A 12,327-nucleotide genomic window follows, 5' to 3' on the forward strand; every position below is an offset into this window, starting at 1 on the left:
TAGTATGAACGCTGAGGAGAAAAATATAATTTGTTATATTTATTTGACAATTAAAATGAAATTACGTATAGTTTATTATAAAGTGAATATTTTCTTATCCAGAGAGGTGGAGGGACTGGCCCGATGAAACCCAGCAACCGCGATGCAGGTGCTAATTCCAGCAGAACATTTTTGTTCTGGGAGATAAGACGAAGATATACGTAACTTCTTCTTATCGGAGAGGTTTTTTTGTTGCAAAAAAACCGATTACGAAAACATATAATAAGAAGAAAGGGGTTGCGAAGTACTGTGACACTCGAAAAATACGTAAAACTGCGTAGTACAGTTTATGAATATATGATAGAGCAAGATAAGCCAATATCATTGTTAGATATTCAAGAACATATCGTTTCGCATCATGAAGGAAAATTCACGAAAAAAATGTTACATCAATTTTATTTATCGAGATTATTAGATGAACTCAAACTGGATGGGAAAATTACTTTAGCTGATGATGAATATCGCTTTACTGAAAAAGGGGTATTTTATAAAGCGGGAAAAGGGAGCTAGGCTCTCTTTTTTTCTTGAAATAACGAAGTATGTAGAGTAAAAGACTGCTAAAGCAGCCTGATACAAGGGAATGGTGTTGAGTGTGTAGTGTCAAAGATTGAATGTGCCTGAAAGAGGCACTTCATTATCGGCTGCAAATGAAAAGAGACACCTTCGCCGAATAGGTGTCAGTCGTTTTGTCATGTAGACTCGCTACTTGACAGTAATTAGAATAACATGCAGGGTTTTTGAAGTCAAAAGGGAATTAAAGGAAGGAGTGTTGTTATGTACGCTTACTTATTAAAAGATATAACGAAATGGATTCCAAAGTACATTATGGATAAAGGTTATGAATATTATGAAGCTGGACATGTAGAAGATGTTGAAATACAAGACAAGAAAGTAGTTGCTTTTGTTACTGGAAATGCGGGAAACTATGAAGTGATCATTGACCTTACTGATTTTACAAAAAGTAGCTGCGAGTGTCCGTATGAAAACTATTGTAAGCATATGGCGGCAGTTGTGTATGATATTCAAGGTGCTGGTGAGAGTACAGTAAAAGACCAACTGAAAGGCTTAGAAAAAGAAGAGTTACTAACAGTACTAAATCGTTTGTTACAAAGTTCGAAAAATGTCCAAATCGTAGAGAAGATGTTAAAGAAAGGGTAGATTTAACTGTAGAGGGGAGTTGCTTTGTAGTGAACGTACTAATTATATACGCTCACCCTAGTCCTTCAAGTTTTAATGCGGCGATTTTAGAGCATGTGCAAAAAGGACTTGGGGAAACAAATCATTCTGTTACGTTACTTGATTTATATAAAGAACAATTTGATCCAGTGCTTGTATTTAATGAAGAGAAAAAAAGACGGGATTTACTATATGAAGAAGAGACGAAGCGATATAGAGATTTAGTGAAAGCGGCGGATACTCTTCTTTTCATATATCCGATATGGTGGTGGGGCATGCCTGCTATTTTAAAAGGATTTATCGATCGTATTTTTGTAGCTGGATTTGCTTATAAATATGAAGGAGCCCTGCCGAAAGGTTTATTGAAAGGAAAGAAAGCATGGGTTATTAATACGTTAGACTCACCGTTATGGTACGTGGCACTATTATATCGATCAGCGGATTGGATTATGATGAAACGAGGTGTTTTACGTTTTTGCGGCATTCGCGATATAAAACGGTCTGTTTTTCAATCTGTGAAAACGAGTAAACTAGAGAAGCGGGAAAAGTGGTTATTACAAATAGAAGAAAAGGTTCGTACATTATGAATGAACTTGATCGTATTATAAATTGTTGTCAGTATGATAATGAACTTTTTCGGACGTATATTACATGTTTACTTCAATTGAAAAAATGTAGTGAAACGTTTCGGCAAATGAAGATTCAATTAAGAAATGATTACTTAATAAGAGGGATTTGTGAAAGAGAAGTTGATGAGGTAGTACGGGGAAGTAAAGAATATGAAACGTATTGTCTTCCTAAAGCGTTACAGTGGAATTTCTTGAGGGGAAATCCACATCTGATTGAAAAAGTATGTGAAGATTTTTTTGCATTTGCGGCATTAAATCTTACGGAGATAGAGTGGAAGACGATTATAAATTGCATGGGAAATAAAGTGAAACTTTAATTAGTGGGGGGTTCCCTCCCACTGATTATTAGCCTTCACCAATCGGGCATTTACGGGCAGTTGATCTCCCGCCTAACTGCTTTGCTTCAGGTGGATATATAGGTGGGAGTTTACTGCCCAAGAATAGCGGGGTAAATGAATTATTATATAAAAAAGCTAGTATAAAACTAGCTTTTCGTTTAAATAAATAAGAAACACAGACTAATGATAAATCCTGCATAAAGTAAATTAACAACACAAAATCCCATAATATCACGAGCGCCTAAACCAGCTATCGCTAATGCCGGTAATGCCCAAAAAGGTTGAATTAAATTTGTCCAAGCATCGCCCCATGCAATTGCCATCGCTGTTTTCGCAGCAGGTACACCAAGTTCAGCGCCAGCTGGAATCATAATTGGTGCTTGCACTGCCCATTGGCCGCCTCCAGATGGAACGAAAATATTAACAATTCCAGCACTTAAAAATGTAAAGAGCGGGAATGTGGTTTCATTTGAAATGCTAATAAAGAAAGTAGAAATGGCTCCCCCAAGCGAAAGCCCTTCACTATTTGCTCCAATCATCATGCCCATAATTCCAGCATAGAACGGAAACTGAAGTAAAATACCAGAAGCGCTCTTTGTTGAGTCAGAGAAAGCGCGAATATATTGAATCGGAGTACGGTGGAAAATAAGACCCGCAATCAATAACATAAAAATAACGATATCAAGTGTAAGGTTAAAGCCTTTCGTACTAAAATAGTTAAAAATATAAATAAGACCTAATAATCCAATGCAAAGTGTAATAATCATACTATTTTCCATTTTTTCAGCAAATGTTTTTTGTCCTACTTCTTGAGCTGCAGCTTCTTCATGGAATACACTTGGATCCACTGTAATCGTATGTTTTTCATCCGGATGCATTGCTTTATTAATGAGAGGCATCGTAATTAAAAAGATAATAACTGGAACGAGAGCGTATGGTGAGAATAAAGTTTCTGTTATTGGAATCGCTTCTTTAATACTTCCAGCCGTCGTTTTGATTAAAGTTTCGCCGCCTGTTGCTAACGTAAGAGGGATAGAAGCAGAAAGGCCTGCATGCCAAATGAGAAATCCAGAGTAAGAAGAAGCGATTGCTAACCTATAATCTAATCCTTCTAACTGTCTTGCCACTTCTTTTGCATATAACACAGAGACAACAATACCAAATCCCCAGTTTATGTATGCTCCTAGTAAACTTACAATTGAAATTGCGATAATACCTTGGCCATTCGTTTTCGGTAGTTTCGCTGCTTTCGTTAACCCTTTTTTAATAAGTGGGGCATTTGCTAAAGCAGATCCTGTCACGAGTACAAGTGCCATTTGCATAGAAAAGGCGAGAAGTCCCCAAATTCCATTGCCCCAGTGCGTAATCATTTCTACCGGTGTTTGGTGCGTGGCAAACATGCCGAAGAAGATAACGAAAACAGTTAATAAACATGATAAAATAAACGGTTCTGGCAAGAAACGCTGCACAAGGGCAACACATCCATTTGTAAATGAACGAAACAAAATAGATCAACCTCCTTATGTATGTTTATCCCGCTATTTGCGGGCTAATAATCAGTGGGGGATGAACAAAGCCCCACGCTGATTAAAGTTTCACTGTATTACAATATTCGAGGTTGTTTGAGTAATACCTTTCAATATATAGAAAATTCAGATATTTAATAGTTGGTTTTCGTAATGAATAGGTAGATTGATAGTCTATGTTGAAATGTTATTTCATTGTGAACTGAAATTGAAAAGAATGCTCTATATACAAGGGAAAGAGGTGGTCATAGATGAATATGTCCATCAGATTAAAGTTGATGTAAGAGCCGGATTATTGAAGAAGGATATTAGCTATTTTTAACGAATTTTGAATTACAAACAAACTTTATCAAAAGTGGTGAGATAATATAGAGAATAAAACAAATTTCTTTTTGGATATGAAAATGGAAAAATATATAGTTAGCAAGCTTCGAAGTGCCGGTTGTGTTTTTGCAGAAGATGAGACCCGGTTACTTATGTCAGAGGCACTAACTCCAGAGGACCTTATGAAAATGGTAGAAATGCGAGTCAACGGTTTACCTCTGGAATACGTTGTTGGATACACGGAGTTTTGTGGTCTACGAATAGAAGTGGATCGAGGCGTTTTTGTACCGCGTAAACGTACCGAGTTCCTTGTTCATCAAACAGAGGCTCTGTCACGTTCTAGCGATATCATTGTTGATCTATGTTGTGGATCAGGTGCTGTGGGTGCCGCACTGGCATCAGCTTTGGGACGAGTTGAATTATATTCTGTTGACATTGACCCTATCGCAGTACAATGCGCTAGCCGTAATGTAACGAATTTTGGCGGTCATGCTTTTGAAGGTGACTTGTATAAAGCTCTACCAGACTCACTTAAGGGCCATGTAAATATCCTAGTCGCGAACGTACCTTATGTTCCTACCGAAATAATAAAGTTTCTCCCCCGGGAGGCACGCCTACATGAACCAAATGTGACGCTTGACGGAGGTGAGGATGGTCTTAACATTCTGCGAAGAGTCGCAGAAGAAGCTTTACTCTGGTTAGCTTTGGATGGACATCTTTTGATAGAGGCGAGCGAAGTTCAGGCACCTCAGGCCTGTGAAATCTTTGCTGCTGCTGGGCTTAGCACAAAAGTGGCTAGAAACAAGGAAATGGACGCTACTGTCATTATCGGTTCTAATTCTAGCTTTTGAGTAAATAAGCACTATTCAATGAATATAATCATTTTGATAATCAATCTCTACAAGGGGTAGAATCAGGGAACTACGGATTTACAACACTAAGAAGTGTTAATCCATAAAAAAGTGCATCTCCGATTGTTAGACTGTGTCTAATAAACGGAGATGCACTTTTTTATTTACCTTATTGAACTAAGGCATCTGTTAGCTTAATAGCAAAGGATTAAAATCCACTATTTCTCCCAAAGTTCAATCAATCGACCTTCAGGATCTTTAATCCAAATAAACTTTCCAAATTCACTAATCTCTTCTTTCTTTTCAAGAGGTACACCAATATGTTCAAGATGCTGAATAGTCTCGTTTAGATTATGTACTTGGAAATTCAGCATTACTTGTTGTTCTGTTGGAAAATAACTGTCATTCTCAGTAAAGAAAGAAAAGATAGTCTCTGTTCCTAATTCGGGTTTAATCACAGTCCCATTCCAATTTTCTATTTCAATCTTCAACACTTCACTGTACCATTTTTTTATAACATCAAGATTTTTAGTTCTCCAAAATATTCCTCCGAAACCTTTTATCATTGTATTTAACTCCTGTCTGTCTTTTAATTTTTAATGTGACTATGTATTCAATATATCAAAACAAAAGAGTAATAGTAAGTGGGAAATAGGGGGCCTGGAAAAATGAATAAAGCAATGATAAAAGACCGCACATGAAGTAAAAGCAATGTGAGGTCTTTTAAATATCGTACAGTATTACGAAGTTTCGCTAATTTTAGTCTCTGTATGAGTGTTAGTAGCAATTCTTTTCTTTACCTTAAAGTGATAGTAGATGTAGCAAAAGATGATAAATGGTACAGTGCAATAGATTCCTAGTCTTTGACTTGGGATAAAGATAAGACTTATTAATATAATGCCATACAATCCAAAACCAAGAATTGGTACAAGAGGATAAAGTGGAGTTTTAAATTTTAAGTCTTCTAATTTTCCACCGTCGGCTAAATAATGTTTACGGAAAAAGAATTGAGAAACACAAATTGACATCCAAACAATAATTGTAATGACTCCAGAAATTGAAATGAGCCATAAGTAAACAGTTTCAGCAGCTACAACGCTTGTCAAAAGAGAAAAAGCAGAAATAGCTATCGTTAAGATTAAAGCGTTTAGAGGTATCCCTCGTGATGATAATTTCTTTAAAAAGGCTGGAGCCATATCATTTTTTGATAATGACCAAAGCATTCGAGTTGCAGCGTACAGTCCTGAGTTTGCGACAGAAAGAACAGCAGTAAGAATAACAAAGTTCATAATATCAGCTGCATATGGAATACCGATATTATCAAATACAGCAACAAACGGACTCTTAGTTAATCCTGCCTCTTCCCAAGGAATTAAGGCCACAAGAACAAAGATTGCTAAAACGAAGAAAAACATCGTGCGCCATATTATATTTCTAATAGAACGAGGTAAAGTCTTTGCTGGATCTTCACTTTCACCTGCTGCGATTCCAACAAGTTCTGTACCTTGGAAGGAATAATTGACTGTAACCATTGTTAATAAGATAGCGGCAAGTCCATTTGGGAATAAACCACCATGATTTACGAAATTTGAAAGAAGCGGAGCGGGTTCGTTTCCTTTTAAATCAATAAAGCCGAACATAGCGGCGCCGCCAAGAATAATGAAAGCGATAATGGCAGATACTTTTATACTTGAAAACCAAAATTCTGTTTCTGCATAACTACGAGCGGATAATGCGTTAATAGTAAATATTGTAACACCAAATATTAAACACCAAACCCAGACAGGAATATCAGGAAACCAGCGCTGCATTGTAATACCAGCAGTGGTAAATTCAAGACCAGTCGTATTCGCCCAGCTTAGCCAATACAACCAGCCGATTGTAAACCCAGTTGCAGGGTTAATGAATTTGGTAGCATATTCCTGGAAAGATCCTGAAACAGGCATTGCTACAGCAAGCTCACCAAGACATAACATAACAAGATACATTAATAATCCACCGGCCATAAAGGCAAGTACGGATCCACCAGGTCCAGCTTGACTAATAATAAAGCCAGATCCGTTAAATAACCCCGTTCCAATCACACCACCGAGTGCAATCATGAATAAATGTCTACCTTTCATCGTGCGCTTTAATTCATTGTTTGTATTGTTTACTTGCGTCATTGTTTTCCTCACTTTCATAATTGGTAGTATGAAAATTGATGTTTTTCCGTATTATGGAATGTATTCCGTGATGTGAAATCTTGTTCTAATTTTCAGATAATTAAAAAGAAAAGTCAATATTTTTTTGTTTGCGTTTTCATTTTTTTGATAGTGTTATATCTCTATTTTTAGAAAATTAAATAAATTAATTGATTTCAGTTTAAATTTTTGTTAAATTGATAGGTAATTAGGCTAAACATACTACAAGTAAAGTTGAGGCGAGTTATGGTACAGTCCATTGATCGAGCGATAGGTATTATTAAGTTGTTGAATTCTACAAATGAAAAAGAGTATTGGGCTATTTCTGATATAGCTGATAGAACACATCTCCCGGTTAGTACAGTACATAGGTTACTGAACTCTCTAATGGAGCATGGATTAGTTACGCAAATTTCAGAGACAAAACAGTACAAGATTGGACCAATGTGGATGGAAATAGGATTACGTCAATTGGAGAAGGTAGACTACAGATCTGTTGCAAGAGAAGTGATGAAGCGTTTGGCCTCTGAAGTTGAAGAGAGTGTTTATTTGAACATTCCAAATGGAACACATTCTATTATCATTGAAAGAATTGATAGCCCTTTAAAAATTCGAGTTATCGATAACTTAGGGGAGCAGATTCCACTTTCGATTGGCGCCGCAAATAAAACGATGCTTGCCAATATGAACACGAATGAAATGGAACACATTGTAGAACATTTACTTTCTTCTTTACCAGAACAAAAGCAAATTCTTTTCGATCAAATAAAGCAGATAAGAAACGAAGGATATGCTGTGAGTTATGGTGAAAAAACAGAAGGGACAGCTTCAGTAGCAGCACCTATTATAGGATTTAATCATAAAGTAGTAGGAGCATTAAGTATCGGATTGATTAGTCATCGCATTAATGATGATCGACTATCTTTTCTTATTAGTAAGGTAAAACAAGCTGCTCATGAAATATCAATAAAAATCGGCAGAACATCAGAAGTATAATTTTGATAACTGTCGTCATTTTTTATTCATATATTGGAATTGATTTTCATAATGCGGAAAAATAGGGGGATTTATATGTCAAAGTGGCAATCTAAAGAACAATTGGTGCAATTATTAAGCAATCTTGTTGAAATTCCTAGTATTACAGGTTCAGAAGCTGAAGTTATATTGCCAGACTTTGTTGTAGAACAATTATCTGACTTACAGTATTTCAAACAAAATCCGCATCATTTGCAAAAAAATCCGACGGGGGATGGACGATATTTTGTTACAGCCCTAGTAAAGAAAAGCGATAGTACGAAAAATACCGTAATTCTTGTTAGCCACTTTGATGTTGTAGATGTACAAGATTATGGAGTGTGGAAAGAAGATGCATTTAACCCTAAAAAATTAACATCAATGTTTTATTCTCATAAAGATGAGCTACCAGATCATGTACGTGAAGATATAGAGCAAGGAGATTGGCTCTTTGGTAGAGGAACGATGGATATGAAATGTGGTCTAGCTTTACAAATGGCGATGGTTGAGCAAGCTTGTGAAGGAAGATTTGATGGGAATGTTCTTTTATTGGCTGTTCCAGATGAAGAAGTGAACTCTGTAGGGATGAGAGCTGCAGTTCCGAGATTATTAGATTTAGCAAAAGAACATGACTTAGAGTATAAAACGGTCTTAAATTCAGAGCCTATGTTTTCAAGACATCCTGGTGACCAAAATAAGTATATTTATACTGGTTCTATTGGTAAGGTGTTACCTGGTTTCCTTTGCTATGGAAAAGAGACACATGTAGGCGAACCTTTTGCAGGATTAAATGGGAGTTATATGGCTGCATTATTAACAGCAGAATTAGAGTTGAATACTGACCTTTGTGATATTGTAGATGGTGAAGCGAGTCCACCACCAACTAACTTGCTTCAAAGAGACTTAAAGGAGGATTATTCTGTACAAATTCCTCATCGTGCTGTTACATTATTTAATTTGTTTTTACTAGAAAAAACGATGACAGATGTAGTTTCGTTGTTACGTCAAAAGGTAACGAAAGTAGCAGAGAAAATTGAAGAATCGTATGAGGAGCGCGCGTATCATTTTTCTAAGCATAATCCGTTTATACCGCCGAATCTTAAAGTAAATGTATTAACGTATGAAGAGCTTATCGCGTATGCAATTGAACAACATGGGCAAGGGAAAATAGATGAAATTCAATCCGATATTATAAAAAATAGAGAAGATAAAGATGATCGTGCGGTAACTATTGATTTAGTAGACAAATTATCTATTTTATGTAAAGAAAAGGCTCCGATGATTGTACTTTTCTTTGCGCCGCCATACTATCCAGCTGTGAGTTCACGCAAAAATCCTTTCATTAAAGAGGTAGTTGTAGAAATGGAAAAGTATGCCCACTATAATCATAGTATTACATTTGAAAATCAAAATTATTTTGGAGGAATTTCAGATTTGAGCTATGTGGGCTTACAAAACCCATTGGATTCAATGAGTTCCCTTGTAGACAATATGCCATTATGGGATAAAGGTTATTCGATTCCACTTCAGGAATTAGAAGAGTTTGACGTTCCAGTATTAAATATGGGGCCAGTAGGAAAAGATGCACATCAATGGACGGAGCGTCTGGACGTAAATTACGCATTCGAAACGCTATTAGATATGTTACCTATATGTATTGAAAAATTACTTGTTTCTAATAAAGTTACACAGTCATAGTGTTTGTATAAGAGAGAGAAAAAAGACCGTAGTAATACGGTCTTTTTTTGCTGAATGAATAGTGTGAAGCCTTAGCTTTATGAGAATGTGACGGTACCTCATTTATTAATGTTACTTGATAAGTAGAGAAAGGGGAGAAAATTGTGATGTAAGAATTTTCTTGTCCTCTTTTTTATATTAATTATTGAACATAAAAAGCTTTAGGACTTTGCAGAACTTTTTCTACCTCTTTTTGTGTGAGAATAGGATTGGGGATTGCTGGTACTATCGGAAGCATTAGATCATTTTCTTCGTTACTATGACCTGTAGGATCATTTTCACAACAAGGTGCTGTGCTTTCTATATTGTTCCTTACTATTCTAGCAAATAGTGCATGTCCGATTTCATGAGCAAGTAACAAATGATCTGCTTCATCAGTGACAACAATATTAGCTTGGGAATCGGTTATTTCACCATTCTGAACAATCAGTACACATAAAGTGCACCCAGTGCTTTCTCCATCTGCTAATCTATTTCCTTAGGCAAAAAATAAGCCAATCCATTCGTTAACTCCTTGAGTATATGGGAGTGAATTTTTAAAAGTTTCTGGTTTAAAACAGTCAATTTTATCTGCGAAATATTCTTCATTGAACAACTTGTATAAGTTGTATATTATTAATAAATGTAGCTTGTACACTTTTTGTAACGGTATTTGCTGAGTTTTTGTATAATATAATCATGTGAAGTTAACATATTGTATCAATAGTATATATTTGCGTAGAATATCCATTTTAAGGTTTTTGAAGTACCCCCCCTAAATGAAAATTTAATTTCTCTAAAGTTAGTTACTTAGTGAAGTCTGCTCATTTTTTTTCGTATCAGGGAAGGATGTACTTTTTAACTTGATGGGTATGGGGTAGTACACCTTTTAGCAAAACCGGAGTGGAAATGATGAGTATAAATAGTTTTGTGAGATTGATAAAGGACGAATTATTAAAAGAGGTAAGCATAAGAAGCGAGGATGAATTCGAACCTGTAGTAGTTAAAGATATTCCTAGACTTTGGAAGTGTTTAGGGACAGGTAATTATGCCGCAGTATTTATGCACAAAAAATACAAAGATTGGGTAGTGAAAGTTTACGCGCGAGAAGGAGAAGGAATTGAAAAAGAGTCAGAAGTATACCGAAGAATCGGAAATCATCCTTCTTATTCAAAGCTTATATATAAAGGAGAAAATTTCATAGTATTGAAACGTTTAAAAGAAATTACCTTATATGATGCTATCCATAAGGGGATTAAAATTCCTAAGCAGGTAATCCTTGATATCAATGAGGCTATAGAGTATGCAAGGGAGCAAGGATTAACTCCTTGTGATGTTCACGGGAAAAATGTGATGATGGAAAACGGAAGGGGATATGTAGTCGATGTATCTGATTTCTTAAAAACAAAAGAAGATAGTAAGTGGGGAGACTTAGAAAAGGCGTATTTTACATTTTACTTGCCTTTTATTTATAGATTGCCTTTCCCTGTTAAAATACCATATTTCATGTTAAACATTGTTAGACGTTCATATAGAAAATATAAGAAGCTTAAAAAGAAATTCAAATTGTAAAAGGCCCACATACTTATCTTTAGGTTAGATAAGTGAACCACTAGTAAACAAAAGGACCGTACATTTTAGATATGTCTAATATGTACGGTCCTAATTTTATCATTTCATGAAGCAATTTATTTATAAAATGATTGTAACATTTGTATATAATACTGATATTATTATGAGAAGTAAATCTTCTTGTTTTAATAGAAAATACCCATTTCAGTACATTACATTTTAAACATATTGATGTACTATAGTTCTAAACAAATCACAATAACGGATTAGAAGGGGATAAACTATGTACACAGACTCAATTGAGTATTAAAATTTTAACCTAATTTACCTTTGCAAAGATGCAGGTATCAATTAGTTTTTTACCGTCAGCTGAAAGATCTTCATTACGTAATATCCCCTCAAGCTCAAAACCTAGTTTTTCAGGGATCGCACGACTTTTCGTGTTAGTAGATTCACATCTTATTTCAATCCTTCTAAATTTAAGTAACTGAAATCCAAGGTTTGTTAACTCACTTACTACCTCTGTCATATATCCATTGCCACTAAATTGCGTGTTAATCCAGTATCCGATTTCACATTTAGAAATCTTCCAATTAATTCGGTGAAGGCTAGCAGTTCCAATAAAATCATTAGTATCCTTATGATAGATAAGATAGCGAAAGCTTTCTCTTTTTAAAAAATCTATATGGGCATTTCTCAGGATAATTTCCGTTTCTTCAACAGTGGGGATTGACTGGAATAAAAGCAACCATTGCTTTAACTCACTAATTGAATCCTTAATAGCTTGGTGTACGACATTCCCGTCACCAGCTTGAAGTGGTGATCGAAGAATTAGTCTGTCTGTTTCTATTTGTAACGGAACATCTAATAAAATAGGATGCATATCATTTCTCCTCTCGAAAACTTTAAATTATGACAGAATGAAACTTATATAATAAAAAAACTTTCACCCAAAAGAA

The 12,327-nt window shown here is 35.5% G+C and carries 12 protein-coding genes and 1 riboswitch; of the genes, 8 read left to right on the forward strand and 4 right to left on the reverse strand.

Features of this window, described 5'->3' with window-relative positions; translation table 11 throughout:
• The first annotated feature begins 91 nt into the window (after positions 1-91).
• A riboswitch (SAM riboswitch) is annotated at positions 92-190 on the forward strand.
• Between the two features lie 38 nt (positions 191-228).
• The 4 genes from Q3V31_RS10715 to Q3V31_RS10730 all read left to right on the forward strand — a co-directional run bounded on the left by Q3V31_RS10715 (position 229) and on the right by Q3V31_RS10730 (position 2,161).
• Positions 229-549 carry a hypothetical protein gene (locus tag Q3V31_RS10715; protein ID WP_002094492.1) on the forward strand — a complete coding sequence of 107 codons (321 nt, stop codon included), beginning with the start codon at positions 229-231 and terminating at the stop codon, positions 547-549.
• Between the two features lie 264 nt (positions 550-813).
• The gene (locus tag Q3V31_RS10720; protein WP_000271519.1) at positions 814-1,197 is read left to right on the forward strand and encodes an SWIM zinc finger family protein; all 384 of its coding nucleotides are present in this window, start codon (positions 814-816) and stop codon (positions 1,195-1,197) included.
• A 29-nt stretch (positions 1,198-1,226) separates the two neighbouring features.
• Positions 1,227-1,802 (forward strand): NAD(P)H-dependent oxidoreductase, encoded by a 576-nt coding sequence (locus tag Q3V31_RS10725; protein WP_016129912.1) that lies wholly within the window; start codon positions 1,227-1,229, stop codon positions 1,800-1,802.
• A complete protein-coding gene (locus Q3V31_RS10730; RefSeq protein ID WP_329765018.1) occupies positions 1,799-2,161 on the forward strand; it encodes a group-specific protein in 363 nt (120 codons plus the stop codon). The genes Q3V31_RS10725 and Q3V31_RS10730 overlap by 4 nt, the downstream gene beginning before the upstream one ends.
• Before the next feature lie 179 nt (positions 2,162-2,340).
• On the opposite strand, the gene Q3V31_RS10735 is transcribed toward Q3V31_RS10730, so the two are convergent.
• Positions 2,341-3,687 carry a short-chain fatty acid transporter gene (locus Q3V31_RS10735; RefSeq protein WP_000490043.1) on the reverse strand — a complete coding sequence of 449 codons (1,347 nt, stop codon included), beginning with the start codon at positions 3,685-3,687 and terminating at the stop codon, positions 2,341-2,343.
• A 425-nt stretch (positions 3,688-4,112) separates the two neighbouring features.
• Between Q3V31_RS10735 and Q3V31_RS10740 the strand changes: the two genes are divergently transcribed.
• Complete coding sequence (locus Q3V31_RS10740) at positions 4,113-4,883, forward strand: putative protein N(5)-glutamine methyltransferase (RefSeq protein WP_090814331.1); 771 nt, start codon at positions 4,113-4,115, stop codon at positions 4,881-4,883.
• Between the two features lie 218 nt (positions 4,884-5,101).
• On the opposite strand, the gene Q3V31_RS10745 is transcribed toward Q3V31_RS10740, so the two are convergent.
• Positions 5,102-5,449, reverse strand: coding sequence for a VOC family protein (locus tag Q3V31_RS10745; RefSeq protein WP_000589586.1), 348 nt, complete (start codon positions 5,447-5,449; stop codon positions 5,102-5,104).
• Positions 5,450-5,623: 174 nt separating this feature from the next.
• A complete protein-coding gene (locus tag Q3V31_RS10750) occupies positions 5,624-7,048 on the reverse strand; it encodes an amino acid permease (RefSeq protein WP_000195514.1) in 1,425 nt (474 codons plus the stop codon).
• A gap of 264 nt (positions 7,049-7,312) precedes the next feature.
• Between Q3V31_RS10750 and Q3V31_RS10755 the strand changes: the two genes are divergently transcribed.
• From Q3V31_RS10755 to Q3V31_RS10765, 3 genes are all read left to right on the forward strand, one after another.
• Positions 7,313-8,062, forward strand: coding sequence for an IclR family transcriptional regulator (locus tag Q3V31_RS10755; RefSeq protein ID WP_000250741.1), 750 nt, complete (start codon positions 7,313-7,315; stop codon positions 8,060-8,062).
• A 75-nt stretch (positions 8,063-8,137) separates the two neighbouring features.
• Positions 8,138-9,778: a M20 family metallopeptidase gene (locus Q3V31_RS10760; RefSeq protein WP_329765023.1), complete on the forward strand. Its 1,641-nt coding sequence runs from the start codon at positions 8,138-8,140 to the stop codon at positions 9,776-9,778.
• A gap of 921 nt (positions 9,779-10,699) precedes the next feature.
• Positions 10,700-11,368 carry a protein kinase family protein gene (locus Q3V31_RS10765; RefSeq protein ID WP_002076388.1) on the forward strand — a complete coding sequence of 223 codons (669 nt, stop codon included), beginning with the start codon at positions 10,700-10,702 and terminating at the stop codon, positions 11,366-11,368.
• A gap of 319 nt (positions 11,369-11,687) precedes the next feature.
• Here the strand turns inward: Q3V31_RS10765 and Q3V31_RS10770 are convergent, their stop codons facing one another.
• Positions 11,688-12,251 (reverse strand): GNAT family N-acetyltransferase, encoded by a 564-nt coding sequence (locus tag Q3V31_RS10770; RefSeq protein ID WP_000553354.1) that lies wholly within the window; start codon positions 12,249-12,251, stop codon positions 11,688-11,690.
• Positions 12,252-12,327 lie beyond the last annotated feature (76 nt).

The organism is Bacillus nitratireducens, assembly GCF_036320425.1.
GTDB classification, from domain to species: domain Bacteria; phylum Bacillota; class Bacilli; order Bacillales; family Bacillaceae_G; genus Bacillus_A; species Bacillus_A nitratireducens.